This is a genomic window from Selenomonas sp. GACV-9 (assembly GCA_900116485.1).
Lineage (GTDB): Bacteria > Bacillota > Negativicutes > Selenomonadales > Selenomonadaceae > Selenomonas_A > Selenomonas_A ruminantium_G.
In genome coordinates this window covers 1-26,751 of record FPAX01000007.1, presented here as the reverse complement: position 1 = coordinate 26,751, position 26,751 = coordinate 1, and the positions used below count along the sequence as shown (strand labels likewise).

At 56.8% G+C, this 26,751-nt stretch carries 28 protein-coding genes and 1 tRNA gene; 2 read left to right on the top strand and 27 right to left on the bottom strand.

Annotation, left to right across the window (positions count from 1 at the left end; all coding sequences use genetic code 11):
• Positions 1-2 precede the first annotated feature (2 nt).
• From BM322_RS07720 to BM322_RS07615, 22 genes are all read right to left on the bottom strand, one after another.
• On the bottom strand, positions 3-1,883 hold the full coding sequence (locus BM322_RS07720; RefSeq protein WP_318254568.1) for an LTA synthase family protein: 1,881 nt from the start codon (positions 1,881-1,883) through the stop codon (positions 3-5).
• A gap of 101 nt (positions 1,884-1,984) precedes the next feature.
• Entirely contained in the window at positions 1,985-3,007 is a 1,023-nt protein-coding gene (locus BM322_RS07715) for a glycosyltransferase family 9 protein (RefSeq protein WP_075429384.1), read from the bottom strand.
• A 10-nt stretch (positions 3,008-3,017) separates the two neighbouring features.
• Positions 3,018-3,491 (bottom strand): D-glycero-beta-D-manno-heptose 1-phosphate adenylyltransferase, encoded by a 474-nt coding sequence (gene rfaE2 / locus BM322_RS07710; protein WP_075429382.1) that lies wholly within the window; start codon positions 3,489-3,491, stop codon positions 3,018-3,020.
• Between the two features lie 12 nt (positions 3,492-3,503).
• On the bottom strand, positions 3,504-4,493 hold the full coding sequence (locus BM322_RS07705; protein ID WP_075429380.1) for a bifunctional heptose 7-phosphate kinase/heptose 1-phosphate adenyltransferase: 990 nt from the start codon (positions 4,491-4,493) through the stop codon (positions 3,504-3,506).
• A gap of 41 nt (positions 4,494-4,534) precedes the next feature.
• Positions 4,535-6,073, bottom strand: coding sequence for an organic solvent tolerance protein OstA (locus BM322_RS07700; protein ID WP_075429378.1), 1,539 nt, complete (start codon positions 6,071-6,073; stop codon positions 4,535-4,537).
• A gap of 153 nt (positions 6,074-6,226) precedes the next feature.
• Positions 6,227-7,153 carry a hypothetical protein gene (locus BM322_RS07695; protein ID WP_075429377.1) on the bottom strand — a complete coding sequence of 309 codons (927 nt, stop codon included), beginning with the start codon at positions 7,151-7,153 and terminating at the stop codon, positions 6,227-6,229.
• 86 nt (positions 7,154-7,239) lie between these two features.
• Entirely contained in the window at positions 7,240-8,187 is a 948-nt protein-coding gene (locus BM322_RS07690) for a cation diffusion facilitator family transporter (RefSeq protein WP_075429372.1), read from the bottom strand.
• Positions 8,188-8,283: 96 nt separating this feature from the next.
• Positions 8,284-8,751, bottom strand: a complete 468-nt coding sequence (locus BM322_RS07685; RefSeq protein ID WP_075429371.1) for a hypothetical protein — start codon at positions 8,749-8,751, stop codon at positions 8,284-8,286.
• A gap of 106 nt (positions 8,752-8,857) precedes the next feature.
• Positions 8,858-9,865: a hydrogenase expression/formation protein HypE gene (gene hypE, locus BM322_RS07680; RefSeq protein ID WP_075429370.1), complete on the bottom strand. Its 1,008-nt coding sequence runs from the start codon at positions 9,863-9,865 to the stop codon at positions 8,858-8,860.
• Positions 9,855-10,964, bottom strand: a complete 1,110-nt coding sequence (gene hypD / locus BM322_RS07675; RefSeq protein WP_075429369.1) for a hydrogenase formation protein HypD — start codon at positions 10,962-10,964, stop codon at positions 9,855-9,857. The genes hypE and hypD overlap by 11 nt, the downstream gene beginning before the upstream one ends.
• Positions 10,957-11,214 carry a HypC/HybG/HupF family hydrogenase formation chaperone gene (locus BM322_RS07670; protein ID WP_075429368.1) on the bottom strand — a complete coding sequence of 86 codons (258 nt, stop codon included), beginning with the start codon at positions 11,212-11,214 and terminating at the stop codon, positions 10,957-10,959. The genes hypD and BM322_RS07670 overlap by 8 nt, the downstream gene beginning before the upstream one ends.
• Entirely contained in the window at positions 11,214-11,813 is a 600-nt protein-coding gene (locus tag BM322_RS07665) for a HyaD/HybD family hydrogenase maturation endopeptidase (RefSeq protein ID WP_075429366.1), read from the bottom strand. The genes BM322_RS07670 and BM322_RS07665 overlap by 1 nt, the downstream gene beginning before the upstream one ends.
• Positions 11,814-11,971: 158 nt before the next feature.
• Positions 11,972-12,640: a hydrogenase nickel incorporation protein HypB gene (gene hypB, locus BM322_RS07660; RefSeq protein ID WP_075429364.1), complete on the bottom strand. Its 669-nt coding sequence runs from the start codon at positions 12,638-12,640 to the stop codon at positions 11,972-11,974.
• Positions 12,641-12,982 (bottom strand): hydrogenase maturation nickel metallochaperone HypA, encoded by a 342-nt coding sequence (hypA, locus tag BM322_RS07655; protein WP_075429362.1) that lies wholly within the window; start codon positions 12,980-12,982, stop codon positions 12,641-12,643. It lies immediately after the preceding gene.
• A gap of 92 nt (positions 12,983-13,074) precedes the next feature.
• Positions 13,075-13,317 carry a hypothetical protein gene (locus tag BM322_RS07650; protein WP_075429360.1) on the bottom strand — a complete coding sequence of 81 codons (243 nt, stop codon included), beginning with the start codon at positions 13,315-13,317 and terminating at the stop codon, positions 13,075-13,077.
• A 29-nt stretch (positions 13,318-13,346) separates the two neighbouring features.
• The gene (gene cybH / locus BM322_RS07645; protein ID WP_075429358.1) at positions 13,347-14,048 is read right to left on the bottom strand and encodes a Ni/Fe-hydrogenase, b-type cytochrome subunit; all 702 of its coding nucleotides are present in this window, start codon (positions 14,046-14,048) and stop codon (positions 13,347-13,349) included.
• Positions 14,049-14,084: 36 nt separating this feature from the next.
• Positions 14,085-15,998, bottom strand: coding sequence for a nickel-dependent hydrogenase large subunit (locus tag BM322_RS07640; RefSeq protein WP_075429356.1), 1,914 nt, complete (start codon positions 15,996-15,998; stop codon positions 14,085-14,087).
• Positions 15,999-17,090 (bottom strand): hydrogenase small subunit, encoded by a 1,092-nt coding sequence (locus tag BM322_RS07635; RefSeq protein WP_075429354.1) that lies wholly within the window; start codon positions 17,088-17,090, stop codon positions 15,999-16,001.
• Positions 17,091-17,415: 325 nt separating this feature from the next.
• Positions 17,416-17,491 (bottom strand) — tRNA-Ala (locus BM322_RS07630).
• Positions 17,492-17,543: 52 nt separating this feature from the next.
• Positions 17,544-18,053, bottom strand: a complete 510-nt coding sequence (locus tag BM322_RS07625; RefSeq protein ID WP_075429352.1) for an 8-oxo-dGTP diphosphatase — start codon at positions 18,051-18,053, stop codon at positions 17,544-17,546.
• Positions 18,050-18,874 (bottom strand): ATP-dependent sacrificial sulfur transferase LarE, encoded by an 825-nt coding sequence (larE, locus tag BM322_RS07620; RefSeq protein ID WP_075429350.1) that lies wholly within the window; start codon positions 18,872-18,874, stop codon positions 18,050-18,052. The genes BM322_RS07625 and larE overlap by 4 nt, the downstream gene beginning before the upstream one ends.
• Positions 18,875-18,895: 21 nt before the next feature.
• Positions 18,896-19,948: an FAD:protein FMN transferase gene (locus BM322_RS07615; protein WP_082334428.1), complete on the bottom strand. Its 1,053-nt coding sequence runs from the start codon at positions 19,946-19,948 to the stop codon at positions 18,896-18,898.
• A gap of 873 nt (positions 19,949-20,821) precedes the next feature.
• Between BM322_RS07615 and BM322_RS07610 the strand changes: the two genes are divergently transcribed.
• Positions 20,822-21,100: a hypothetical protein gene (locus BM322_RS07610; RefSeq protein WP_075429346.1), complete on the top strand. Its 279-nt coding sequence runs from the start codon at positions 20,822-20,824 to the stop codon at positions 21,098-21,100.
• Between the two features lie 55 nt (positions 21,101-21,155).
• Here the strand turns inward: BM322_RS07610 and BM322_RS07605 are convergent, their stop codons facing one another.
• The 5 genes from BM322_RS07605 to BM322_RS07585 all read right to left on the bottom strand — a co-directional run bounded on the left by BM322_RS07605 (position 21,156) and on the right by BM322_RS07585 (position 25,027).
• On the bottom strand, positions 21,156-21,692 hold the full coding sequence (locus tag BM322_RS07605) for a 2-oxoacid:acceptor oxidoreductase family protein (RefSeq protein WP_075429344.1): 537 nt from the start codon (positions 21,690-21,692) through the stop codon (positions 21,156-21,158).
• Complete coding sequence (locus BM322_RS07600; RefSeq protein ID WP_075429342.1) at positions 21,689-22,513, bottom strand: 2-oxoacid:ferredoxin oxidoreductase subunit beta; 825 nt, start codon at positions 22,511-22,513, stop codon at positions 21,689-21,691. Before BM322_RS07600 ends, BM322_RS07605 begins: the two co-directional genes overlap by 4 nt.
• Before the next feature lie 2 nt (positions 22,514-22,515).
• Complete coding sequence (locus tag BM322_RS07595) at positions 22,516-23,658, bottom strand: 2-oxoacid:acceptor oxidoreductase subunit alpha (protein ID WP_075429340.1); 1,143 nt, start codon at positions 23,656-23,658, stop codon at positions 22,516-22,518.
• A complete protein-coding gene (locus BM322_RS07590) occupies positions 23,655-23,855 on the bottom strand; it encodes a 4Fe-4S binding protein (protein ID WP_075429338.1) in 201 nt (66 codons plus the stop codon). The genes BM322_RS07595 and BM322_RS07590 overlap by 4 nt, the downstream gene beginning before the upstream one ends.
• 287 nt (positions 23,856-24,142) lie before the next feature.
• Complete coding sequence (locus tag BM322_RS07585) at positions 24,143-25,027, bottom strand: DMT family transporter (RefSeq protein ID WP_082334427.1); 885 nt, start codon at positions 25,025-25,027, stop codon at positions 24,143-24,145.
• Between the two features lie 236 nt (positions 25,028-25,263).
• Here BM322_RS07585 and BM322_RS07580 point away from each other — a divergent pair, with 236 nt between their 5' ends.
• Positions 25,264-26,448: an iron-containing alcohol dehydrogenase gene (locus tag BM322_RS07580; protein WP_075429336.1), complete on the top strand. Its 1,185-nt coding sequence runs from the start codon at positions 25,264-25,266 to the stop codon at positions 26,446-26,448.
• Positions 26,449-26,751: the final 303 nt, after the last annotated feature.

Sequence of the window (26,751 nt, the reverse complement as noted above, 5' to 3'; positions counted from 1 at the left end):
GATTACTCCTCCACTGAATTCCCCTTTTGCAGCAGCCACCAGGCTATCGTGCGTACAGCCGGCAGCAGGTTATCTACCTTCTGTCTGGCCGCAGAAACATCATCAGCCTCCTGACCAGCAAGCATCGATGCTTTGCTACCCTCCAATTGGCCAATCATGCCGTCAGCCATCCAGGTCGATCCATTGAATGCTGCCTGCGAACCGCTGGTCATACTCGGTACCAGCGAATAATAGTGAAAGCCCTTCGGGGCAATAAGCTCCAGCAGCGTGGGAACGATATTCAGATGGCCACCGACAGCCTGCGCAGGCAGGATGTCTTTCGTAACACCCTGGCCATAGAGTACGAATGGCACGCTTTGGTGTTCAAACAGCGTTGGCTGCGTACCAGGATCCATGCGCACAGCATGGTCACCAGTGATGACAAACAGGCTGTCCGGATATCTTTCCCGGGTCTTGCGGACAAAATCAGTCACGACCTTATCCATGTACCAGTAATGGCCTAGCTCCACAGCCAGCTCATCGGGATCATCGGCCTGCGGCAGCTTTGCTGTCTCAGCCTTTTCCCGCTCAAGGTCAAAGCCCTCGGCCGCCAAGTCCAGATTGTATGGCGGATGGTTGGTCACCGTCATGATGAGATGCACCGTCGGCGGTTCATCGGCAAGGTGTTCTTCCAGCGCGTCAAACATATAGCCATCCTTTGTCCCCCAAGCGCTCTGCTTAGGCGCGTTGTAATCAGGATAGCCATAGAAATGGTCGAACCCCTGCGCAAGTGTTACCCGGTTGATACTATCCCACGAGGGAATACCGCCATACCAAAAGTCAACCTGGTACCCCAACTGCTTGAACTGTGGCGCCATGGCTGTCGGATAGACTTCCTTGAAGGTCCGCAGCTGGTACTGCGGCGCAATATGGATTTCGGGCAGTCCCGTCACCATGCCGGTAATCGCGATTGCCGTATATTCGCCATTGGGTAGGAACGACTGGGTAGAATAGCCTTCGGAGGCCGCCGCCAGGCTGCGGATGCCATCAGCAGCCTGAAGATCCGCATACTGATCCAGCATTGGCCACTGCGCCCATGACTCTCCCAAAATGATGAAGATATGCTTGGGGCGCGGTATCTTAGCCCCCTGGGCAGTACGCTCCAGATAAGGCTTTATCTCTTTTACCTGCAGGTCTTCATGACCAGCGATCTGGTGCAGGAAGCTTGCGATATTATCCCTGTCCACACCAGCAATGTGACCCGCCTCCATATTGATGGCAAAGTCACGGGCACGATAGAGTGCCTGGACATCATCCAGTATGCACTCATTGAGGAACGCGTCGTTCGTCACACCGCAGTTTTCCCAATTGATGCTCTTCTCATAATTGAAACTGGCGCCAAAGCGGACAAACAGGCCAAAGACAAATATCACAGCTGTCAGTACTAGTGATGCCAACGCCACGGGCAGCTTGCCTTTGAGCGCCGGCAGCGGGAACACAGACGTCCGCAAGAGACGTTTCAGTATATACCAGAACAACACGGTCAGGCCAATCGCCACGGCCAGCCGCCAAGGCAGGCCATATTCTTGCACCATCGTCCAGAAAAGTGCTGTGCGGTCATCCTGCCAGCCTTGCACCACCTGCATATTATAGGTCATATGGAATTCCCGATAGTAGGGAAAACGCGCCTGGAAGAATACCGACAAGAAAAACGAGGCTACCGTGCCTATCCACAGCCGCCCCCTGCCCAGTTCCGGCCGCGGCCAAAAGAGTCCCACCAAGGAACAAAACACAAAGGACAGCAGCGTGATTGCTCCAGCAGACTTCAGGCTAAGCCGGGCTCCTGTCCAAAGTGCCAGCCCGATTTCTTGGGCATCAGCAGCCGCAGAAAGATATGACGACATATCCCATATGAAAATAACCCGGTATAAGCAAATCAACAACCATAAAGCCGCAAACAGCTTCAAATCCTGTTGGATGCTCGCAAAGAATTTCTGTAATCGTATCATAACCGCAAGACTTTCTTTATAGACTCACAAACCTGCTGAACCTGGATATTCGCCAGGCAGTCAAGCTGCTTGGGGCAGGCACGTTTCCAGCAGTACTTGCAGGCCCGGTCAACCTCGATCGCGTTTTCCATCTGCCCGTAGGGGCCATTGCGGTTCGCATCAGTGGGGCCCATGAGCATGATGGTATTCGTGCCGACACCGGCGGAAAGATGCACCGGCCCCGTATCGCCGCCGATGACGAGCTGAGCATTCTGCAGGATATAGGTGAGCTGCTTGAAGTTCGTGCGGCCTACGAGATCTATCGGCGGGATTTCCGTCTGCGCACAGATCTCGGCGGCCCGCTGCTCATCGACGACACCGCCGCCCACGAGAACTGGGATCAAGCGCCGCTCATAGAGCCAGTCGGAGAGCTCGGCAAAGCTTTCCACCGGCCAGCGCTTGTTGGGCCAGTTGGCACCAATGGCAAAGACCACATAGGGATTGCCCATGTTGGCCCCCGCCTGGCTGAAGATCCGCTGGGTGAGCTCTGCCTCCCGCTCGGGAACCTCGAGGGGGAACCGCACCTGATCGACGCGGCAGCCAATGGCCCGCGCCACATCGAGGTAACGCTCGACAATATGCCCCTGGGCATTGGGCCCGATGACAGGTTTTGAGATCTTGTCACTGAACTCGCGCATGTTGCACATGCCGAGCTTTACCGGCGCCTGGCCGAGGCGGGCGATAGCCGCCGACTTGAACAGCCCCTGCAGATCCAGCACCGCATCGTAGCGGCGCTGCTGGATCTTGCGCTTGAGCGGCCCATAGTTGCTGAGGAACCCGCCGATGGATTTGAACTTCTTCTTTTCAAAGACGATGATTTCATCGATATAGGGATTCATCGTCAACAGGTCATAAGCCGGCGGCTCCACGACCCAGGTCAGATGCGCATCCGGATACGTTTCCTTGATGGCATAGGAGACCGGCAATGCATGGATGACGTCGCCTATGGCACTGAGTTTTACTACCAGTATATTTTTCATACGTGCTTCCTTACTCGTTCTCCCCCTGCTGGATCTTGCGGATCACATTGCTCGTCGAGCGGCCTTCGACCATCTGGACAAACTCAACCCGCCCGCCGTAGCTCTGCACGATCTTCGCCTCCGGCAGAGTCTCCAGCGTATAGTCGCCGCCCTTGACATAGATGTCCGGCCTGACCTTGGCAATCAGCGTTTCCGCCGTCTGCTCACCGAACAGCACCACATAGTCGACGGCCTTCAAGGCACCGACGACCTTCGCACGGTCAAGCTCGCTGTTGATGGGCCGCGTCGGCCCCTTGTTGGCTCGCACCGATGCATCGTTATTGAGCCCGAGCACCAGGCAGTCGCCAAAGGAGCGTGCCTTCTCCAGATACGTCACATGGCCGGCATGCAGGATGTCGAAGCAGCCATTGGTGAACACGACTTTCTTGCCGCCCTTGCGCAGTACCTCGCAGAAAGCGGCGATATCATCCTTAGATATCAGCATTTCATTCCCTCATCATTTCCCTAATGCAGCGGCCAGCTCCGCCTTGCTGACAGTAGCCGTGCCCAGCTTGCGCACGGCGATGCCGCTGGCGATATTGGAAAGCTCGGCTGCCCTTGCCGGCTCCACGCCTGCAGCCAGGGCCAGGATGACCGTCGCCACGCAGGTATCGCCAGCACCTGATACATCGAATACCTCGCTCTTGTCCGACACGGGGATGTTGTGGATGGCACCATCCTTTTCCAAAAGGACCATGCCATACTCGCCCCGCGTCACCAGGACACCATCGGCCTGCAGTTCCTCTAAAAGCTCCTGCCCAGCCGCATAGATATCCTCCTCCGTCGCCAGATCCCTGCCTACCGCAGCCGCCAGCTCCGCGTCGTTCTGCTTGACATAGCCGATGTCCTTGAACCGGTGGATGTCATAGCGTGAATCCACCATGCTCGGGATGCCGTGGCGGCGGCACCAGCTGATAAGCTGCTGCGAAAGCTTTGGCGTAACTGTCCCCGAGCCGTAGTCGCTGATGACGACGCCCTTTACTTTCGGCAGCAGAGCTTTGATATACTGCATGATCTGCGACTCGAAAGCCGGCGTCATGGGCTCATGGCTCTCCTTGTCGATGCGCACGATCTGCTGGCTGACCGTCGCCCGGCCGCCCGCGATGACCCGGGTCTTCGAGATGGTCGGACGCTTCTCATCGCAGAACAGGCCATCGGTATGGGCCCCATTCTTCTCGAGCGCTTCCTTGAGGCCGCGCGCTGCCGAGTCGAGCCCGACAAGGCCAACGGCAAAGACATTGCCGCCCAGGGTCGCCACGTTATTGACCACATTGGCCGCACCGCCTGCGATGATCTTCTCACCGGCCTGCTCGAGCACGAGCACCGGTGCCTCCCGCGAGATGCGTGAGATGCGGCCATCAAGATAGATATCGGCCACCATATCGCCGATGACGAGTATATTCTGTCCCTGGATTTCCTCTAAGATTGGAGCCAGTTCTTTCTTCATGATTCAACCTTCTTCGGTAGATAATTGTTCTATGTTCCTGCTTACCACGGTGTGAACTGGAAGCGTACACTGATCTGATTATGCAAGGATTTATAACGTACGATCGACTCCGCACAATGCATATCATGATACCAATAATAATCGATATTCTTCCACTTGCCATGATCGAGATCGTACTTCGTGCCAACTGCCAGACGGTTCTTCTCGTCGACGCGGTAGCTGAACCCGCCCTCAAGCTTGCGGCGGTAATCGTCTGTATCGAAATTGAACAGGGAACTTGCGGCATCCTTCCGGCTGTAGTGATAGCCAGCATAAGCTGCCCAACGGTCATTGAAGTCCTTCGTCAGCACGGCATCAGCCTTGATGCCTGCCACACGCGAATCATCATACGATTCCCGCGTGATATTATAGCCAAGGTTCAGATAAAGCGTATAACGATGGAACTTGATGGGATCATAGCCCAAAGTTGCTGAATAGTAGCTGTGATTGCTGTGGATCCCCGAACCATACCAGCGGCCATACTCCGTATAGAGCTTATAAGTGAAATGGCTGTCGCCGATATGGTCGCCATAGCGCCAGAACACCGCTGGCTGCTTGCGGATCCAGCGGTTGTCGCTGTCCTCGAAATAGCCATAGGTGATGCCCGTTGCCATCTTCTTGTTCGACCAGGTCACATCGTAGTTGCTGCGCCAGCCATCGGCACCTGTGATATAGATATTCGCATTGGCAGCAACATTATCCAGCAAAGGGAAAGACAGATCCCAGCTGAATGTCAGCTTGTCATCGGTATTGTAGCCAACACGCGGATAAGGATATTTCCCATTGCCAGCCCCTGGACGGATATCGACAACATAACGCTTGCGCGAATAGATCTTGACCTTCTTGAGCCAGAAGGAAACATTCTCCATGACGATCTTGTCATTCGGGTACATGGTGATCTTCTTGGCACTCAGATGATAGTCTGGCGATTTCGCACCGCATTTTGTCTGCGTGCCTTCGTATACCACCATATGGTCCGGATAGAACTCGAACCGCTTGCCCGTGATGTAATGGGCATCAGCCTTGCCTTTGACATTTTCCAGCGTACCGGTCTTCGTACCATAGTTGTAGTGCGCTTTGTAGCCATCGAGGGTCACGCGCATCTGTCCTGGCGTCATCTGCAGGATATGGGCCTTGTCAGGGATATCGATTTCCTGCTTTACCGTATTGCCCGTGACTTCCTCACCCTGGAAACGGTGCGCATCCATCTGCAGGATATCCACCTTGCCCTTGGCGATGAAACTGCCGTCACGTTGGTCATAGGTGAGGTCTTCACCTTCAAAGGCCACCGGCATCGGCTTGTCTTTAGCCAGTGGCTGCCGCAAATGTTTTTCCATATTCGCCGCATCCTCAAGCAGTTTCTTCTGCTCATCCGTCAAGCGGCGCTGACGCTCTGCGATGCGCTCATTCTCGATATAATCAAGCGCCTCGATGCCCGTATCCGAGTCCGCCGAATACGCCGCATAGGCTGTTCCTGACACGACCGGGAACACAGCGGCTGCCACCGCCATCCCCGCCAGTATTTTCTGGTTGCTATTCATCAAAAGGGTCTCCTTCTGTACAATACGTTTGAAATTAAACACACTACTTTAATAATATAACAGAAATGCATTTCCCGCAATAAAAAGGAACGACAGCAAAAAGTCCGCTGACCCTCATCTTGAGCCAGCGGACCTCCAGCATATTCATCTCAATCACTCGGCCGTCGTCGTAGCTACGCCGTAAAGCATCGTATCGGCCTTAGTCTGGATATAGAACTCCGTGCCCTCCGGCAGGTCGATGTTCTTGCCTTTGACAAACGCACCACCGATGATGCCGATTGGGCCGAGGATTACCATGCCGGCAAGGCTTGCACCAGCGGCCATGGCCAGATTCTTCATCTCTTTTTCGGCCTCAGCACCGAGCAGCGTGTCCACATCGGTACCTTCGATGGCCTTCGTCTTGTAGAAGTCGATCTTCACCTCGGCATTGCGGCCGAAATTCTTGGCCTGCTCCACCTTCTGGACCTTGCCTTCGCCCGGTGCGCCCTTGGCGAACACCAGACGGTTGTTCACGATGACATCTTTGGCTACTTTAAAACGAACAGTATCTCCGGCCTTGAGGTTCTTGGCATTGACCGGGTCGACGAGGGCCACCTTGATGAGCGTATTAGCCGGAACATTGACCTGCTCCACCGGCAGCGTCTCGGAACCGAAGGACAGTTTTGCCAGCTCCTTGATGCGCTGATCATAGGAACCTTCAGCCGTCTTGCCGTTGATGGACATCTCCATATCGGCGACGCGTTTCTCGACCGGATTCATGCTGACCTCATGATCGATATTCCACTCGATAGCATTGAGCTCCGCAATGGTCGACGGGGTCGAACCGTTGGTATAGAGGTCATGGTAGATGGCATCGACCCGGGCCATCATGCTGCCCGTGCGATGCGCGCCGTTGTAGTCGCGTTCGAGTTTATCGATGCGCTCCGTTATGGCTCCGGTCTGCTCGACGCCATAGGTATCCTTCTCGATCATGGCCAGCTTGTCCTGCACCGTGGCCGGCGTGGCGGCAGCGGCCATGCTCATGGACGATGCCAGCAGCACCGTGCTCAAAAACATACTGCATACTTTGCGGAATCTCATTACTATCTCCTCCGTTTCAAAATGAACTCGGTATTCATTGTACCATATTTCCAGCCAAAAAACTTGAAATCCTGCTAAAAGACCGATTAATGCCGGCTTAAATCCGCCTCAGCCCCTTGTTTCTGCTGCGACTCCTCATAATGGCTGGATTTCGTCTCAGGGGCATGGGAGCCATCTGGCTCTGGATGGATCAGGATATCAAAGGTGCCGAGCTCCGCGCGAATAAGCTCCTCGAGCTCGTCGCAGACCGCATGGACATGGGAAAGATGCATGTTGCCATCAAACAGCACATGGACATCCAGCAGCTTGTAGGAGCCCGACTTGCGCGTGCGCAGGCAGTGGCAGCTGCGCACCTCGGGAACGCTCTCGATGATTTGGGTGATGCGCTGCTCCTGCTCAGCGGGCAGACTCGCATCGGTAAGCTCCATGGCCGACTCGGTGACCATATGCCAGCCCGCCCGGAAGATGATGCCCGCAACGAGGATGGCGATGACCGGGTCCAGCCAGGCCCAGCCAGTAAGCTGCATGAGGGCCAGACCGATAAGGACGCCGACCGACGTCCAGACATCCGACTGCAAGTGCAGGCCATCAGCCTCGAGAGCCTGGGAGCCCGTGACTCTGGCGACATGGATCAGCCGCCGCGAGACAAGGATATTGACGACTATCGATACGAGCATGATGGCGATGCCGTAGCCCAACGCTTCCGGGACCTCAGCCGACTGGAACTTCTGCGCCGATTCGTAGACGATGCCGATGGCCGCACCGACAATCAGCAGCGCCTCCACCGCTGCCGAGAGGTTCTCGAACTTGCCATGTCCATAGTCATGCTCCTCATCAGGCGGCACCAGCGATTTCTTGACCGCCCAGAACGCAATGAGCGCCGCAACGAGGTCGACACCCGAATGCAAGGCCTCAGAGACAAGGCTCACAGCCCCGACATAGAGGCCGACAATCAGCTTCATGACCACAAGGGTCGTATTCGAAAAAATGGACAGCCAGGCTGTCCGCTGCTTCAGTGCAGCATGCTCAGTCATATGAATCCCTCCCGCAGGTTGGTAAAAAGAATCTTTATCCCTACTGCCGCCATCTGAAAAGAGCCTCCTCTTGGGGCAGAGGAAGCTCTTTGCTCATTATTTTCGTGGCTGCTCATAGATGAAGTCCACCATCTCATGCATCGGCGACGCCACCGTATACCCTGTAGCCGTAAGCGGCGTATTATCGGTCTGCAGCGTCGCACGCGTGTCATACTGCTGGGTAACCGACGACAGGATCTGATACGTCGACAGCGTCGGATTGAACCGCATGCGATAGATGAACCGGCGGTTCTGGCGAGCCTTGATGACGGCCACGCGTGCCGTCACCAGCTCCACCTCAGCCATATAGCCCTTGGGTACCACCGAGGGTTTGCCTGGCTCCTTGGCCGGGATCGGATCCGGCTGTATCCATACCTTGTCAGTCGAGAACTCGATGGAGTCCACGTCGACATAGTAGCCCGTTGCGCCATTGGCATCCACGAACTGCATATTCTCTGCCAGGCAGGTGCCGCTAAAGAACACCATGGCCATCAGTAAAAACGGCAGGACACGCTTCTTTATCATCAATCTTTCGCTTCCTTCTATAGTCTAGAGTCTTCAAACGATTTCCATTATAGAAGAGTTTGCCCATAAGCGTCAATAGCCACAAGATTAAGATTTACCGAGATGATCAGCAGATACGCGGCACGAGGTTGCCAAGCGGCATATCAACGACGCGGATGCCGCCAATAGCCGTGCGCAGGCCGACCTGGCCCTTGGCCGTCTCCGTGACCTCGCCGATGATGCGCGCATCGCGGCCGTATTTATTGGCCTGCATGACAGCGAGGACTTCTTCAGCCTTCTCCGCCGGCACAAAGGCCACGCACTTGCCTTCATTGGCCAGGTAGAGCGGATCGAAGCCAAGGATATCGCAGACCCCCTGCACTTCCTCATGGATGGGCAGAGCATCCTCGTCGATGAGGATACCGCAATCCGAAGCCACAGCTATCTCATTGAGCACCGCCGCCACACCGCCGCGAGTGGGGTCGCGCAATACAGCGATATCAGGCGCAACCTCGAGCATTGCCCGCGTCATATGGCAGAGCGGTGCGCAGTCGGTCTTGACCGTATCCGGCAGCGTAAGACCATGACGGCCAGCCAGGATAGCTGCCGCATGGTCGCCGATATAGCCCGACAGGATGACCTTCATGCCAGGCTTCACATTCTTCGGTGAGATATGCGTGCCACGGATGACATCGCCGATGCCGGCAGTATTGATGAAGATGCCGTCCGCCTTGCCCTTCTCGACGACCTTCGTATCGCCTGTGACAATATAGATACCAGCCTCATCGGCCATCTGGCGCATCGTCGCCAGTATCTCCTTGAGTTCCTTTACCGGGAACCCCTCCTCGATGATGAGCCCCGCCGAAATGTAGCGCGGGATTGCCCCCGTCATCGCCAGGTCGTTGACCGTGCCGCAGACTGCCAGCTTGCCGATATTGCCGCCCGCAAAGAACAACGGCTGCACCACATAGGAATCCGTCGTGAAGGCCACCTGGCCGCCCATCTGCACCTGCGCACCATCGTGCATCTCCGCCAACAGCGGATTGCCATAGGCCGGCAGGATGACTTCTTCCATGAGCTCCTGGCTCATCTTTCCGCCCGCGCCATGCGCGAGTGTCACCTTATCACTTACCATATTCGAATCTCCCTTGTCCATACTTGAACCAGGCCGCACAGACACCCTCGACCGATACCATGCAGGGCCCGATGGCATGCGTAGGCACGCAGGCCTTGCCAAACAGCGGGCAGTCCTGCGGCGTCACGATGCCGCGCAGCACCTCGCCGCAGCGGCAGGCCGTCTTCTTGGCCGGTGGCAGCTCACCTTCCGGCAGCGGCATGACCTGCTCGATATCAAAGGCCGCGTACTCACTCCGCATCTTGAGCCCCGACAGCGGCACGATGCCCATGCCGCGCCAGCCCGTGTCAGCAGCCTCATAGACCGTATCGGTGATGCGCTGCGATACGGGATTGCCCTCTGGCCGCACGACTTCCTCATACTCGTTTTCCACCCTGGCCTCACCAGCTGCCACCTGCTTGACCAGCCGATAGAGGGCTCGCAGGATCTGCAGCGGCTCAAAGCCCGTGACAACCCCCGGCACATGATACTTCTGCACGATAGGCTCATAGATGCCTGTGCCCGTCACCACGGAGACATGCCCCGGCAGGATAAAGCCGTCGACATGGACCTGCTCGTCATTCAGCAGCACCTCCATGACCGGCGGCACCAGTTTCTGGGCCGATAGCATGAAGAGGTTATTTACGCCCTGCTGTTCAGCTGCCAGCACCGTAGCTGCCGCTGTCGGGGCCGTCGTCTCAAAACCGACAGCGAGGAACACGACCTTCTTGTCAGGATTGTCCTTGGCAATCTGGATGGAATCCAGCGGCGAGTAGACGATGCGGATATCCGCGCCATTCGTCTTGGCCTCACTGAGGCTCGATCTCGTGCCTGGAACCTTCAGCATATCGCCAAAGGTCGTGATGATGACATCGGGATGCAGCGCATAGGCGATGGCCTTGTCCATATAGTCATCAGGCGTCACGCAGACAGGGCACCCCGGCCCCGACACGAGCTCGACATTATCTGGCAGCAGCTGGCGGATGCCCGCCCGGAAAATCGCTACCGTATGCGTGCCGCAGACCTCCATGAAGCGCAGCTTGCGCCCCGTCTTTTCTGCCAACGCCTTGATCTCACTGACCAGCCGCGCCGCCAGCTCCCGTTCTTCCTGCTTATCCATTGCTGACCGACTCCTCAATCGCCCCGACTGTACGCGGCGCGCCCTTCATCTCCGCCAGCAGCGCGTTCGTCTCCTCCGCATCCTTCTCATCGACGATCTGCATGGCAAAGCCCGCATGCACCAGCACGAAATCACCGGGCTTGGCCTCAGGCAAAAGCATCATCGAGACCTCGCGGCTGACGCCAGAAATCTCCACCTTGCCGATGGCATTATCTATTTCCAAAACCTTGGCCGGAACTGCCAGACACATTATGAATCCCTCCTGATTGCCTCTTCGGCTACGATTCCGAAATCAACTGCCGCCGCACGCTCCTTCGCCTGCGGCTCGACGCCCCAGGCCTTAAGCTCCGCAAGCGCCTGCTCCACCACCTGCGGCATGAGTTTCTGCATGCCTGGCGACAGCTCCACACCAGCCTCCAGATCATAAGGCTGCGCCCCGATGACCACCACATCCGGGATCTTATGCCCCGTCACCGTGAGCAATGCCAATACATCCTGGATACCGACCTCGTGCGCCGAAATCTTCTCCTGGAAATGATTCATGACATCGTCATTATGGAACCGGAACAACGTCCCCGGCTCCGCACCGCCATTGATCGAATCGATGACCAGCAGCTTATTCGTGCCCGTCACATACTGCGTAAGCTCGATTCCCAGCGTACCGCCATCGACGATCTGCACATTCTCAGGGAACGCATAATGCGCATCAAGGTACTCCGCTACCCGCACGCCGAACCCCTCATCGCGCAGGATCACATTGCCCACACCCAAGATCGTCACATCCGCCGGATGCAGGACATTATCAAGGCTCGACACCGCATCCGAGCCATTACCAAATACATCAGCCATATGATTAAACCTCTCCTAAAACCTCATCCGTCAGCCTACGGCTGCCACCTTCCCCAGAGGGGAAGGCTTTTTGCTCTACGTAAGCAAGGACAGGCAAGGGATGCTATAAGCGCAGCATTGGCATTCCTTACCTGTCCGCGCGCCTTCGATGCTCCCCCTTACCTGCTGCCAGCCTTTTTATCCGCCACCCGTTTGCGCAGCCACTCACACCATTCCTCGAGCCCCTGCTCCGTCGTGCACGACACCTCGAGCACCTTCATGCCAGGATGCAGCGTCGTGATATCCTCCTTGGCCGCTGCCATATCGAAATTGCAGTACGGCAGGATATCGACCTTGTTCAGCAGCGCAATGGCCGACTCCTTGAAAATCAGCGGATACTTCATCGGCTTGTCATCGCCCTCGGTAATCGAGAGCACCACGCCCTTGTCATCCTCGCCCACGGCAAACTCCGCCGGGCAGACAAGATTGCCGACATTCTCGACAATAAGCAGGTCAAGATTGTCCAGATCCATCTGCTGCGCCACCTTCTGCACCATCGGCGCATCGAGATGGCAGCCGCCAGCCGTATTGATCTGGATGACCGGCACGCCATGGCGCTCGATGCGGTCCGCATCCTTGCTCGTAAAGAGATCGCCCTCGATGACAGCCATCTTGAGCTTTTCCTTGAGCTTTTCCATCGTCTTCTCGAGCACTGACGTCTTGCCAGCTCCCGGCGACCCCATCAGATTGATGACATAGACGCCCTTTTCCCTGAACATCGCCTGGTTCTCTGCCGCCACGCGGTCATTCTCCCCCAGGATATTTTTCATGACCTGAATCTCAGCCATTTAATCTACCTCCAGATACTCTACCTGCATCTCACGCCCCGAAATCGTCTTGAGGACACCATCCTTGCACTCGGGACACCAGAAATCGTAATGGTCGATATGGAACTCCTTGCCACACTTGGAGCACTTGCCGATCAGCGGCACATCCTTGATCCTTAGCACCGCGTCCTCGGCAATCGTCCCCTTGACCAGCATGGCAAACGAAAAGCGCAGCGACTCCTGCTCGACACCGGACATCTCACCGATCAGCAGGCCGACCTCATTGATTTTCTGCGCGTTGTTCTGCTTTGCATAATCGAGGGCAATATCAAGGATTCCCTCGGCCAGAGCCATCTCATGCATTTGTTTTCCTCCTGCGCCAGCAGGCCTCCTGCGGCCCTTTGGTACATAATAAAGGGGACCGCCGCACGGCAGCGGCAGTCCCCTATCCAATCTTACAGAGCAGCCTCAAGACCACGTGCACTGAACACGCTGACGATGTCCATGAGCCCCGTCTTGGCAGGCGCGTAGTCAACTACCGTCTCACCATCGTGCGCATGGATATGGACGAACAGGACACCCGGAAGGCCCAGAAGTGCTTTTTCGACCTCTTTGGCGTTCTCTTCCGTATAGCCTTTGACAAAGAACTGGAGACGCGTGTTGCCATTCGTCTCGCCGCAGCCACATTCTTTACACATAATCTGATTCTCCTTTGGTACTATTGACGTTATTTCTCGGTTTTCGGCGGCTCGACTTCGCCGGCATCCTTCGGTACATGCTCAAGGAATTTGACACCCGAGAACATCGAGGATGCCTCGCCCTCTGCCTCCATGATGTCGGCACGCAGGACCATGTAGACATGGCCGATGGCGAAGACGATGATGAGCCAGGCGACGATGTGATGCACCCAGTGCGTCATCATCTCGCCACCTAAGACCACATTGACCCAGCTAAACAGGATACCGCCGATATTCGACGGCTCTGTCATATAGTACATCGCAAAGCCCGTGAGGATCTCCACGAGTACCATGGCGTAAAGGCCAGCATACGAGGCACGCGCCAGCGGATTGCGCAAAAACGGCGCATGGTGCGGTTTCAGAAGCATGTAGTGAAGCGCAACGTCAATGGTCTCACTGTAGAAGTGGCCCTCCCAAACGCGCGGGAAAAGACGATCGCCCTTGTTCACGATAAACCCGTAGATGCGCAGGATGAACGCTGCGCAGAACGCAAATGCCGCGATAAAGTGGATATTCCTTACCCAGTCCATGGACATGGATGTGTAGGTCGGTTCAATGCCCAACACGGTTACCGGTTTCGTGACCAATAACCCCGTGATGAAGAGCACGATGATTGCCAGCACCATGATCCAATGGAAAATCCGCAGATACGGACTGAACAGGTAGTAGATCTTGCGTTTTTCTTCCTTCATTCTACTGTTCCCTTCCTTTCCATCCGGTAGCCCGGCTTATTTCTCAACGTGCGTGCCAGAATACGGATCGGTGGTGATGACGTTGATCTTCTCGCCCTTGGCATTGAACATATGCGTAGCGCAAGCCATGCACGGGTCGAAGGAACGGACGACCTTGACGATCTCAAGCGGCTTATCCGGAACCTTGACCTGCGTATCCATCATAGCCATCTCATAAGCGCCGTGGCCGGCCTTGTCATCACGCGGGCAAGCGCTCCAGGTCGTCGGAACGATGCACTGGTAGTTGTCCGTCTTGCCATCCTTGATGGCGATGTAGTGGGACAGTGCGCCGCGCGGAGCCTCGTAGATGCCGACACCCTCGCACTCTTTCGGCCAGGTGGACGGATCCCACTTCTCGTTGGAAGCGACTTTCGTATCGCCGGACTTGATGTTGGCGATGAGCTTGTCGAAGAAGTACTTGTTGATCTCGGCAGCCAGCTGGCAGTCGAGCGCACGGGCAGCCGTACGGCCGACCATCGTCGGGAGCCAGACTTCCGGAGCCAGACCGAGCACCTTCGATACGGCATCGATCTGATCCATCATCATCTTCTCTGCCCAGGTCAGCTCGCCGAGCAGGCCCTTCTTGGCCTTGACATAGATGATGATATAACGGGCCAGCGGACCGACCTCGCAGAGCTTGCCATTCCATTTCGGCGTCTTGAGCCAGGAGTACTTGCCCGTCTCATTGAGAGCCTTCCACTCCGTAGCCGTACCCTCTTTCGGGCCCGTGTATTTCGGCGAAGTAACGCCATCCCACGGATTCAGTGCATCTTCGCTCTTGGCCGGATACTCGTACCAGGAGTGATCGACGCTCTCGGTGAAGACCTTGCGGTTTGCAAAATCCTCGCCGTTGACCTCGGTGACCTTGCAGCCAGCGAGACCCTTGCCGAAGTCCTCGACAACGCCATTGCAGCGGATCAGCAGATTCTTGAAGAAACCGCCGTTCTTCGTGCCGCTGAACGGCTCTTCCGGATAAGCGCCATAGCCCAGCACGCAGGTCTTGGCCATACCGCCGCCATCGACGCGGCCAGCCTTGACATAAGCGGAGCCGATAGCCAGGAGATCCGGCAGATAGTAGTTGTTGACCAGCGAGCGGCCCATGTTGATGGCGCGGTCGACGATGTCGAGACGGGCCGTATTGACCGGTGCGTTGCCATCTTCCATCGAGATGGAGCACGGCATACCGCCGACAACATAGTGCGGATGCGGGTTCTTGCCGCCGAAGATGACATGCGGCGTGACGAGCTCACGCTGCTTGTCGAGCATCTCGAGATAGTGAGCTACAGCCAGCAGATGAACCTCTGGCGGCAGCAGCTTGTAGTCCGGATGATCCCACCAGTTCGCCGAGAAGATACCGAGCTGGCCGCTCTCGACGATGGCCTTGACCTTTTCCTTGATCTGCTTGAAATACTGCGGCGTAGCTGCCGGGAAATCATGCTCATAGGCCTCCGTCACCGACGTGCCCGGTGCACGGAACGGCAGCGTATAGTCTTTCAGCAGCGTGTTCTGCAGGTTAGCCGTAGCGATATCATCCGCAGCCAGTGCCTCAACCGGGCTGACCCAGTCCAGGGCATGCAGATGATAGAAATGGACGATATGGTCCTGCACCGTCAGCGTAGCTGCCATGATGTTACGGATATAATTGGCGTTCTTCGGGATCGTGATGCCGAGCGCATCCTCTACCGCGCGGACAGCACCCAGTGCATGGGCCGTCGTGCAGACGCCGCAGATGCGCTGGATATATGCCCAGGCATCACGCGGGTCACGGTCCTTCATGACGAGCTCAAGGCCGCGCCATGCCGTACCGGACGAAAGGGCATCGGTTACTTTGCCCGTTGCTTCATCAACCTGAACCTCGACGCGAAGATGACCTTCGATACGGGTTACTGGATCTACTACTACGTGTTTCATTTATTCACCTGCTCCCTCATTCTTCTTTTCATCAGCGATACGTTTCTTCTTCTGGACGACGCTGGCAGCGGCATGGCCAGCTACGCCAACAGCCGTAGCGGCAGCCATGACGGCACCGATCTGGTCGACATCACCGATTGGCTGTCCGAATTTCGGCAGGCGCTCGGTCATCGCACCGTCATCCCAGAAGTGCGCATTGGAGCAGCCGATGCACGGAGCACCGGACTGGATCGGATAGCTCATGCCCTGGAACCAGCGCAGGTTGCCGCAGGAGTTGTACGTCTCCGGGCCACGGCAGCCCAGCTTGTAGAGGCACCAGCCAGCTTTAGCCCCAGCATCATCGAAGCTCTCGGCGAACATGCCGGCATCGAAGAACGGACGGCGATAGCAGGTATCATGGATACGATTGCCATAGAACTGTTTCGGACGGCCCTCGCCATCAAGCGGCGGTACCGTACCGAAGAGGGCGACATGCATGACGACACCCGTCATGACCTCCGGAATCGGCGGACAGCCCGGTACATTCACGACCGGCGTGCTGCCAGCGAACTGGGCAATGCCCGAAGATCCCGTCGGATTCGGCTTCGCGGCTTGGATACCGCCAGATACTGCGCACGTGCCATAGGCGATGACCGCAGCAGCATTCTGAGCCGCATGCTGCAGCGTATGCGTGAACGTATGGCCACCAGACATACAGTAAACACCATTGTCCTTCGTGCAGGCAGCACCCTCGACGCAGAGGATATACTGACCCTTGTACTTCTGGATCGTCTCCTCGAGATGTGCCTCAAAAGGCTCGCCACTTGCTGCGCTGAGCAGATGGTCGTACTCGAGGGCAATCTGGCTCAATACCAGATCGGATGCCAGCGGTGCGCCGGAGCGGATGAACGACTCATCGCAGCCTGTGCACTCGTGGCCATGAATCCAGACAACAACTGGCAGCGGTTTCTTCTCCGCGGCCTCAACGACTTTGGACACCTGGTCCGTGCTGAGTCCCATCAGAGACGTCAGCGCCACGCAGCTCTTGACGAACGTGCGGCGGCTCATGCCTTTTTTGAGATATAAATCCCACATACTCTCCCGTTTGTCCACTTTTTTACCTCCTCATGTTATCCTTGCGGATACTTGCGATAGAATCCCTCAGGCTGGTGGCTCAATACCAGCCGGCAGAAGGTCCCTACATAGTGAATACTTCTATTATACGCTATAGAACAATAAAAATCCATATCTATTCTGAACAGTACTCACTATTAATTTTGTTTATGGAATCATTACAAGACGCAAGGATATCCTTAATATAGTTTGGCTCGCTACTGCTATATTTCGCGATGCCCTGCTTTTTTCCTGCTGTTTCCCCCGATAAAATAATAAGAAATAAACAAAAAAGGCCAGGCATCTGCCTGACCTGTGACTTCGATGGTGGAGACGAAGGGGATTGAACCCTCGACCCCCAGATTGCGAACCTGATGCTCTCCCAGCTGAGCTACGTCCCCATCCAGATCGTTTACTGAATATTCATCAGCAAACAAATTCAGTATAGTACTTTCATTTGAAAATTTCAAGACCTTTTGTCAGATCCAGCCCCCGGCCATCGATGGCCGCCTCACAGAGCTCCTCGCCCTCATAGCGAAGCTTCAGCGAGAAGAACTCCGCATGCGTCTCCAGCAGGCGGAAGAAGAGCTTGTCCCCTTCCCAGACCGGAAGGTCATAGACTGCCGCCTTGTCGATCCACTCGAGGGTGCCCTCATTGCAGTCGCCGATCGTCCCCGCAAAGCCCGTGGCCGTGTAGAGGAACATGTACTCCGTCTGCCAGCGGTCGGAGATGAAGGTGATGACGCCGCGCAGCCGGTAATCCGTGAGCATGAGCCCCGTCTCCTCGCGGCACTCGCGCAGCAGGCATTCCTCAGGGCTCTCGTCAGGCTCGAAATGGCCACCGATGCCCACCCACTTATCCTTGTTGATGTCATGTTCCTTCTTGACGCGATGCATCATCAGGTACTGGCCCTCGCGCTCAATATAGCATAGCGTCGTCTGGTTGCTCCTTGCCAATGTCATTTCTCTCCTTCTTCCAAAACCTCATTCATGCTGCCCGTACGGTAGCCAAGCAGGTCAAGCGTCACATAGTCAAAGCCGATGTCCCGGAAGGCCGCCGCCGTCTGCTGGCGCAATCCTGCCGTCAGGAAGCGGTCGATGTCAGCAGGCGGCAGCTCGATGCGCGCGAGATTCCCATGACGGCGCACGCGAAACTGGCGGAAGCCCTGTGCCAGCAGATACTCCTCGGCCCGATTGACCGCGTCAAGCTTATCTGTCGTGAGCTCCTCGCCATAGACAAACCGCGAGGCCAGGCAGGCAAAGGAAGGCTTATCCCAGGTGGCAAGGCCCATCTCTGCCGACAGGTCACGGATATCCTGCTTCGTCATGCCAGCTTCATGGAGCGGACTCACGATGCCAAGCTCCTGCAGGGCCCGCCGACCCGGCCGGTAGTCGCCATCGTCGTCTAGATTCGAGCCGTCAACGACACAGCCTAGTTCCTGCTCAGCAGCCATGACCTTGAACTGGCTGAACAGCGCATATTTGCAGCGGTAGCAGCGATCCGCAGGGTTCTTGCGGATGCCCTCGATGGCCAGCACATCGAACCGCCGGACGATATGGCGCACACCTTCTGCTGCGCAGAATGATGCCGCCTCTGCCACATCGCGCTCAGGCACGAATGCGGAACCTGCCGTAAAAGCCACACAGCGCTCACCAAGCACATCATGGGCTACCTTCAGCAGGAACGTCGAATCCACACCTCCGGAAAAGGCCACCGCCACTGAGCCCAGCTCCTTAAGGTGCTGTTGCAGCACCGCCAGTTTCTCCTGTAAATCGTCACGCATATCTATCGTCAGCCTTTCTAGTCATTTATCAATTTTATTCAACTGCAGCTCCTGCAGGCAGCCGGTGAAATCATGGGCCGCCCAGAGCCTATACTGCTTGTCACAGATCATGCCCTGCACCTCAGCGGGCAGCTCCGCCAGGAAGGCCTGCCCCTGCTCAGGGCCCAGGACGAACACCGTCGTCGTCAAAAGATCGGAAAGCAGGCCCGCATCCTCCAAGCTGCCCGCAACGACGATGGTCGCACTCATCGCCATATTCTGCGCCGGTGCGCCCGTGCGCGGATCGATGATATGATGATAGCGCACGCCGTCCTGCTCGAAATAGCGTTCATAGTCCCCCGAAGTCGACAGCGCCGCATCCGCAAGCGGCACGACAGCCAGCCGCGCCTCCTTATCTGCACCGCGCGGATCGCGGAGGCCGATGCGCCAGGGCTGTCCCTTGTCATTCCTGCCGAGGGCATAAAGGGAGCTTGCCCCGAGATTGATAAGACCATCCTGGATGCCATGCTGCGCGTAGATCCTGCGCACCTCATCGAGAGCATAGCCCTTGGCGATGCCGCCGAGGTCAAGGCTCATGCCAGGCTCCTTGAGTCGGGCACTCTGCGAGGCTGGCTCAAGCTCCAGATTCTGCCAGCCAACCTTGGCCCGCGCCGCCGCAATCTCCTGCGCCGACGGCACGCGCGCATTATCAGTGCCGATGCCCCAGAGCTTTACCAACGGCCCCGCCGTGACATCCCAGGCTCCGCCTGAGCGTTCACTATACTGCTGGGAAACCGCCAGCATATGGTAGACCTCAGGATGCAGCCTGACCCACTGGCCATTTCCCGCAGCTGCCGCAAGCTTTGCAAGGTCACTATCCTCGCCTGCAGGGCTCGCCATCGCATCGAGCTCACGCAGCCGCTGCACACCCTCCGTCACAGCCGCCTGCGCCTCCGGCCCCGTCGCCGTCAATGTCGCCACCGTATCCATGACCAAAACCGTCTGCCGCACCGGCTCCTGTCGCCCGCAGCCAGCCAGCCACAGACAGATTGCTGCCAAGACCAGCAACCCAGCCATCCCTAAACGCCTAACCATCCCTTCGCCTCCTCGTAAACTCATTCTCTTATTATACCGCAATCAAGCCGCATTTGCCGCAGATCAATGCGCCGATTCGTGCGAAAAACAGCCTTGTTGCAGCTCAGTCGAGGTGGGGGCGGGGGCACAAATTATAGTTCGTTTGCTGCTTTGTGCAGGAAGGAATCCCGTTCATACGCGGCTCGGGGTTCGCGGGGTAGTACTTTTTCTGTTTCCGCTAAATGGACCGTACACCAAGTTCTACGGACTTAGTTACCTGCTCCCGTCACCAGGTCGCGACGTACATAGTTCTTTCTAGCTTATACGCTTACGGCCCAGTCCTGCTGCGCAGGACAGTCGCTCCAGACAGAAAGAAGCACTACCCCGTTCGCCCCTTTGATAATGGTAGTCTGAATTAGCACGAACCGTTGCTCCCGTAACAAGCACATCGATGTAATTCGTAGCCTTTGGCCGAAACAGAGCATGATTATCCAAACGTAGCAGAGGGCGGGGGCGGGTACACTTTCTTCGCAGCGGGAGCGACTGCCCGAACGCAGTGAGGGATGGCCCGCGGCAGAACCTCTCTAGAACGTCTAGATGCCTTGGCGTGCCGCCGGCCTGCCCGGCACATGTTCCTAGATACGTACAATCTGTCAGCGCGGGTCATTTAGCGAGAGCAGAGAAAAAGTGCACCCACCCCCGCCCAAGCTGAGCTGTTGCAAGCTTATTTCATGCACGTATCACCAAACAGCTGTCATCCAAGAAACTTCGCAGTTTTCTGTAAACTTTGCAGGATTTTGCCTATGGTTCGCGAAATATTATAAATAACTTATAAGAATCGTGCTGAATAAAACTGTACGGGATGTACAGACTGCTGTCAAAGGATGTGATATTATGCCACCTCGCCGGCTCCATGCGGATAAACTCGCCTACTTCTTCATCGCCTTTGCCTGTTACCTGCTGATCCGCGCAATCGCAACGGCAACGGCCACCCCGCCCGTCAACGTGCTGCTCTACGTCTCCATCGCCTCCTCGCTGCTAGCCAGCAATGTGCCCCGCGTCATCGACATTCCGCTGCACTACGCCTACCCTGTGCGGTGCATCGAGATCTTTACCTTCGGCGTCTCCGTCGTGTGTTTCATCACACTGTGCTTGCGGCATGTATGGCTGTAAGAAAACAAGGGTGAGAAAAATGATCCCGCATTTTTCTCACCCTTGTTTTTTATTTTCAGTTGGCAGCGCTGCCGGCGGCATCCCAGCCCACCTGCAAGGCCTTCATATTCTGCTCCACCGTATGGGACGGCACCCGGTGTGCCACGGCGGTCTTGATGGTATCGAAAGCAACGATGCCTGTCAGCCGCACCAGCGCCCCCAGGGCGACGATATTGGCAAACAATGGCTTACCGACCTGCTCGATGGCCAGTTTCGTGATCGGGATGCGGACAACATTCGGAAAGTCCGGCGTCTCCGGCACGAGGCTGTCGTCAAGGACCAGCAGCCCCTCAGGGCTCAGATCGCTATAATACTTGTCCGCGGCCTTCTGGGTCATCGCCAGCACGAGGTCTGGCACCAGTACATGGGGATGATAGATAGTCGTATCATCGATGATGACCTCGGACTTCGAGGCACCGCCGCGGGCCTCGGGGCCATAGGACTGGGACTGCACAGCCTCCTTGCCCTCAGCGACGGCCGCCTCGGCGAGGATGATAGCCGCCGTGATGACGCCCTGGCCGCCCGAGCCTGATAATCTCAGCTGTTTTCTCATTTCGACGCACCTCCTGCCCGCTCGATGACCTGATCATAGGCCGTATCATAGTCCATAGCCTCAGCCTGATAGAAGCAGCCAATCGGGAATTTCTCCCCCGCCTTGGCCTCATCCGGCAGCTTGTCCCAAGCCGCTTTCATGACGGCGTTGTCGCGCATCCACATGAGCATGTTGGCGGGGCTGCCCATCTTGTTCTTGCGGCCATAAGCCGTCGGGCACTGGACGAGGGCCTCGATGAACGAGAAGCCCTTGTTGTCAAAGCCGCCAGCAATCATGTCGACGAGGTGTTTCTCATGGAACGCCGTCGAACGAGCCACATATGTAGCACCGGCAGCCTCAGCCAGATGGCAGGCATCAAAAGGCCTGTCCACCGAGCCGTAGGGAGCCGTCGTGGCCTTCTTGCCCAGCGGCGTCATCGGCGAGGCCTGGCCGCCCGTCATGCCGTAGATATTGTTGTTGAACAGCACGACCGTAAGGTCGACGTTGCGGCGGCAGCCATGGATGAAATGGTTGCCACCGATAGCCGTGCAGTCGCCATCGCCCGTGATGACGACCACATTGAGATCAGGATTGGCCAGCTTGATGCCCGTAGCGAACGGGATGGCGCGGCCATGGGCCGTATGGAGCGTATCGAAGTCCATATAGCCCGACGCCCGGGACGAGCAGCCGATGCCCGAGACGATGACGGTATTATCCTGGGACAGGCCCTTCTTCTCGATGGCCTGCACGATTGCTTTCATAGCGATGCCATTGCCGCAGCCCGGGCACCAGAGGTGCGGGAGCCGGTTCTGACGGAAATATTTCTCGTAACTTCTTTCCATGGTTATGCCTCCCCGCAAAGCTTGTCGATGCCGGCCTCGATCTCATCCGGCTCAAATGCCTTCATGTCGTACTTGCCACAGAACTCCACCGGACACTGGCCAGCAGCTGCGCGGCGGACTTCATGGACAATCTGCCCGTAGTTGAGCTCAGCGACCATGATACCCTTGACCTTGGCTGCCAAGCGCTCGATGGCCTTGTCGGCAAAGGGCCAGATGGTCATCAGGCGCAGCAGGCCCACCTTCTGCCCCTTCTTGCGGGCATTCATCACAGCCTCATAGGCCGTGCGCGCCGTACCGCCAAAGGATACGACCGCATACTCAGCATCCTCCATGAAATATTCCTCGGTATGGATGATCTCCTCGCCAACGCGGGAAATCTTCTCATGCAGGCGGCGGATGGAGGTCTCCGTGACCTGCGGACTGCCCACCGGGAAGCCCGTATCGTCATGCAGGAGGCCCGTGACATGGATATGATAGCCCTGGCCAAAGTCAGCGACATTGGGCACGAGATCCGCATCAGGAGCAAAGGGTTCATAGCCTTCGGCCCGCGTCTTCTTCGGCGCGCGGCGCGGATAGATGTCAAGCTCACTGGCCTCAGGCAGCTCGACCTTCTCACGCAGATGGCCGACGACCTCATCCATCAGCAGGATGACCGGCGTGCGGAACCGCTCGGCGTAGTTGACCGCCATGACCGTCGCATCGAAGGTCTCGCGGACGCTCCAGGGCGAGAGCGCGATGATCGGATGGTCGCCATGGGTTCCCCAGCGGGTCTGCATGACATCGGCCTGGGACGGCGCCGTCGGCTGGCCCGTGGAGGGACCGACGCGCTGGACATTGACGAGCACGCACGGAATCTCTGCGCAGGCCGCATAACCGATAAGCTCCTGCTTGAGGGAAAAGCCCGGGCCCGACGTGGCGTCCATGGCCTTCTGGCCAGCCAGCGATGCGCCGAGGATGGCACCCATGCTCGCGATCTCATCTTCCATCTGGACGAATTTGCCCCCGACCTGCGGCAGAAGTTTCGCCATGGTCTCAGCTACCTCCGTCGACGGAGTGATCGGATAGCCCGCGAAGAAACGGACTCCCGCGGCGATCGCGCCCTCTGCGCAGGCCTCATTGCCCTGCATCAATCTTGCCTTGCTCATGCCTCTGCCCCCCTGTCTACAAAAATCGCATAATCCGGACAGCGCAGCTCACACTGCCCACAGGCGATGCAGGCATCGCCGTCTGCCACCTGTACCTTGCCGAGCTCATCGAGCGCCAGCACCTGTTTGGGGCAAAATGCAACGCAGATTCCACAGCCCTTGCACCTAGCCATCTTGATGGTGATCTCTGACTTCATCGGGGTCCCTCCTAATAATCACACAAGCGAAAGAAATCGCACGTTAATATGCTTTAAAATACATAGAACCTATGTATATTCTGCAATATACTTTTACATCATAGCAGATACGATATTAAAAATCCAGCATTTTTGTAAATTTATAATATGTATACAATAAACAGCATTCTCCATCAGCATGCTTTCAGAAACATACGAATACTATGACATATTGACAACTAAAAAGGAGTTCGCCATTTGTGGACGAACTCCTGCTTCTGTATGATATAAATAGACAAACGCCGCTGCTATGCCTCTACAATGCCGCTTTTCTCCTGCTTGCTGCTCCTGCCCTGACGCCCTGAAAGGATGACGCCTGCCAGCACCAGTGCTGCCCCGATGAAGCTGCCAGCACCAAAGGGCTCATGCAGATAGATGACGCCAATCATCGCCGCAAACACCGGCTCAAGGCAGAACAAGATGCCGATGCGCTCAGCCGAGGTGTACTTCTGCGCGACGAGCTGCGCGATAAAGCCAAACGCCGAGCAGATGAGGCCGAGATAGAGCACGGCAAACCAGCCCGCACCACCAGCAGGCAGTGCCGGGGTCTCGATGATGAGGGCTGTTACCAGCCCCATGATGCCCGTGAAGCCGAACTGCAAGACACTCAGGACAAGGGCATCCATCTTCACCAGCAGGCGGCTGGCATAGCAGACCTGCAGCGCATTGAGGGCTGCCCCCAGCAGACATAAGAGGTCGCCAGGATTCAGCCGCAGGCCATCCTGCAGCGTCAGGAAACCGATACCGATAACTGCCAGCAGCGACGTCGCAAAGATGCCGCGCTGCACGGGACGATGATAGACGATCTTTTCCACGAAGGGAATGAAGACTACCATGAGGCTCGTGATAAAACCTGCATTCGAGGTCGTCGTCGACTCAAGGCCGATGACCAGAGCACTGAAGGCAACAAACACGATAGCCCCGACAAGAAAGCCCGCCTTGACCATCGCCCAGCTCACCTTGCGCCAAGCCCGCCCCAATAGCAGTGCCGCCGCCACAAAAGCGATGCCAAAGCGATAAGCCACCAGCGTGAACGGCCCAATCGAGTCAAGCCCTTCCTTCATGAATAGATACGATGAACCCCAACAGAACGTCACAAAGAGCATCAGCAGCTCCGCGCGTTTCGTATTCAAAACCTCCGGCCTCCTTCATCACGATTCATTCCTTGCATTCTTATAGACAAGACTAGATTCTAACAGATGGAAAGCCCTTTGGCTATACCTTGGAAAAATTTTGGTGAACACTGTTACACAAAGGGCCGCAAGGACCTGGTTCCCTAAATGGACAAAGTGTGACCTGCTCACTTGAAAGCAGGATTTTTCCCTGCTATGCTAGAAGTTAGCATCATTACGCAGATAGGAGGATCTTCATGCAAAGTTTCAACTTCAAATGTCCTACAGAAATCGTCTTTGGCCACGGTGCCGAAGAACAAGTTGCCACGAAACTGCGCGAATACGGCGCCAGCCATATCTTCATCGTCTACGGCGGCGGCAGCGTCGTCAAATCGGGGCTGCTGGCTAAAGTTGAGCGCATCCTGCTCTCGGCCGGCTTTGCCGTCCAGAGTCTCGGCGGCGTCCAGCCGAACCCGCGCCTCGGTTTTGTCCGCCAGGGCGTGCGCACAGCCATCGCCTTCCATGCCGACTTCATCCTCGCCATCGGCGGCGGCAGCGTCATCGACAGCGCCAAGGCCATCGCCCACGGCACGGCAAACCCCGGCATCGATGTCTGGGATTTCTGGTGCGGACGCGAGAAACTCACCAAATCCATGCCGGTCGCCAGCATCCTGACCCTGGCCGCCGCTGGCAGCGAGACCAGCGACTCAGCGGTCATCACCAACGAGGAAACGGGCAAGAAAGCCGGACTCAACACCCCCTTCAACCGCCCGGCCATCGCCTTCATGAACCCGGAACTCACTTTCACGGTGCCGAAAAAGCAGCTCGTCTGCGGCATCTCGGACATCCTCATGCACACCCTCGAACGCTACTTCACGAGCTGCAAGGAGACGAACGCCTTCACCGACCTCGTCGCCGAGTCGCTGATCAAGAACGTCATGGCCCAGTCGAAGGTCGCCATCCAGGACCAGCACGACTACGATGCCATGAGTGAGATCATGTGGTGCGGCAGCGTCTCCCACTGCAACTTCACGGAGCTTGGCCGCGCCAAGGACTTCACCTGCCACAAGCTCGGCCACGAGCTCAGCGGCAAGTTCGACGTCACCCACGGCGCCTCGCTGACCACCATCTGGCCAGCCTGGGCCCAGTACGTCTGGCAGGACGATGTCCCCCGGTTCGCCCAGTTCGCCGAGCGCATCTTCGGCATCACCGAAGGCTGCGACGAGGAAAAAGCTAAGGCCGGCATCGCCGCCATGGTCGAATACTTCCGCTCCCTCGGCATGCCGACAAACTTCACCGAACTCGGCATCGGGGTGCAGGACAAGAACAGCATCGCCCACCTGGCCGACATGGCCACAGCTGGCGACACCAAGAAACTCGGCAACTTCCATCCCCTCGACAAAACGATGGCTATCGAGATCTATCAGCTGGCTAACCACTAAAAAGCAGGAGTGCCCATGCGAAAGCATGTTGGCACTCCTTTTTTCTACTACAATCGCAGTTTGTCTGTTGGTTCGTGCGGGAAGTAATCCCGATAGTACGCAGCTCGGGGTTCACGGGGTAGTACTTTTTCTGTTTCCGCTAAATGGACCGCATGCCTAGTTCTGCGGACTTAGTTACCTGCTCCCGTCACCAGGTCGCGACGTACATAGTTCTTTCTAGGGTATGCGATTACGGCCCAGTCCTGCTGCGCAGGACAGTCGCTCCAGACAGAAAGAAGCACTACCCCGTTCGCCCCTTTGGTA

Excerpts from the sequence above, each read along its gene's own strand:
- BM322_RS07720 (WP_318254568.1), bottom strand. The coding sequence starts at position 1,883 with ATGTCGTCATATCTTTCTGCGGCTGCTGATGCCCAAGAAATCGGGCTG.
- BM322_RS07715 (WP_075429384.1), bottom strand. The coding sequence starts at position 3,007 with ATGAAAAATATACTGGTAGTAAAACTCAGTGCCATAGGCGACGTCATC.
- rfaE2 (WP_075429382.1), bottom strand. The coding sequence starts at position 3,491 with ATGCTGATATCTAAGGATGATATCGCCGCTTTCTGCGAGGTACTGCGC.
- BM322_RS07705 (WP_075429380.1), bottom strand. The coding sequence starts at position 4,493 with ATGAAGAAAGAACTGGCTCCAATCTTAGAGGAAATCCAGGGACAGAAT.
- BM322_RS07700 (WP_075429378.1), bottom strand. The coding sequence starts at position 6,073 with ATGAATAGCAACCAGAAAATACTGGCGGGGATGGCGGTGGCAGCCGCT.
- BM322_RS07695 (WP_075429377.1), bottom strand. The coding sequence starts at position 7,153 with ATGAGATTCCGCAAAGTATGCAGTATGTTTTTGAGCACGGTGCTGCTG.
- BM322_RS07690 (WP_075429372.1), bottom strand. The coding sequence starts at position 8,187 with ATGACTGAGCATGCTGCACTGAAGCAGCGGACAGCCTGGCTGTCCATT.
- BM322_RS07685 (WP_075429371.1), bottom strand. The coding sequence starts at position 8,751 with ATGATAAAGAAGCGTGTCCTGCCGTTTTTACTGATGGCCATGGTGTTC.
- hypE (WP_075429370.1), bottom strand. The coding sequence starts at position 9,865 with ATGGTAAGTGATAAGGTGACACTCGCGCATGGCGCGGGCGGAAAGATG.
- hypD (WP_075429369.1), bottom strand. The coding sequence starts at position 10,964 with ATGGATAAGCAGGAAGAACGGGAGCTGGCGGCGCGGCTGGTCAGTGAG.
- BM322_RS07670 (WP_075429368.1), bottom strand. The coding sequence starts at position 11,214 with ATGTGTCTGGCAGTTCCGGCCAAGGTTTTGGAAATAGATAATGCCATC.
- BM322_RS07665 (WP_075429366.1), bottom strand. The coding sequence starts at position 11,813 with ATGGCTGATGTATTTGGTAATGGCTCGGATGCGGTGTCGAGCCTTGAT.
- hypB (WP_075429364.1), bottom strand. The coding sequence starts at position 12,640 with ATGGCTGAGATTCAGGTCATGAAAAATATCCTGGGGGAGAATGACCGC.
- hypA (WP_075429362.1), bottom strand. The coding sequence starts at position 12,982 with ATGCATGAGATGGCTCTGGCCGAGGGAATCCTTGATATTGCCCTCGAT.
- BM322_RS07650 (WP_075429360.1), bottom strand. The coding sequence starts at position 13,317 with ATGTGTAAAGAATGTGGCTGCGGCGAGACGAATGGCAACACGCGTCTC.
- cybH (WP_075429358.1), bottom strand. The coding sequence starts at position 14,048 with ATGAAGGAAGAAAAACGCAAGATCTACTACCTGTTCAGTCCGTATCTG.
- BM322_RS07640 (WP_075429356.1), bottom strand. The coding sequence starts at position 15,998 with ATGAAACACGTAGTAGTAGATCCAGTAACCCGTATCGAAGGTCATCTT.
- BM322_RS07625 (WP_075429352.1), bottom strand. The coding sequence starts at position 18,053 with ATGACATTGGCAAGGAGCAACCAGACGACGCTATGCTATATTGAGCGC.
- larE (WP_075429350.1), bottom strand. The coding sequence starts at position 18,874 with ATGCGTGACGATTTACAGGAGAAACTGGCGGTGCTGCAACAGCACCTT.
- BM322_RS07615 (WP_082334428.1), bottom strand. The coding sequence starts at position 19,948 with ATGGTTAGGCGTTTAGGGATGGCTGGGTTGCTGGTCTTGGCAGCAATC.
- BM322_RS07610 (WP_075429346.1), top strand. The coding sequence starts at position 20,822 with ATGCCACCTCGCCGGCTCCATGCGGATAAACTCGCCTACTTCTTCATC.
- BM322_RS07605 (WP_075429344.1), bottom strand. The coding sequence starts at position 21,692 with ATGAGAAAACAGCTGAGATTATCAGGCTCGGGCGGCCAGGGCGTCATC.
- BM322_RS07600 (WP_075429342.1), bottom strand. The coding sequence starts at position 22,513 with ATGGAAAGAAGTTACGAGAAATATTTCCGTCAGAACCGGCTCCCGCAC.
- BM322_RS07595 (WP_075429340.1), bottom strand. The coding sequence starts at position 23,658 with ATGAGCAAGGCAAGATTGATGCAGGGCAATGAGGCCTGCGCAGAGGGC.
- BM322_RS07590 (WP_075429338.1), bottom strand. The coding sequence starts at position 23,855 with ATGAAGTCAGAGATCACCATCAAGATGGCTAGGTGCAAGGGCTGTGGA.
- BM322_RS07580 (WP_075429336.1), top strand. The coding sequence starts at position 25,264 with ATGCAAAGTTTCAACTTCAAATGTCCTACAGAAATCGTCTTTGGCCAC.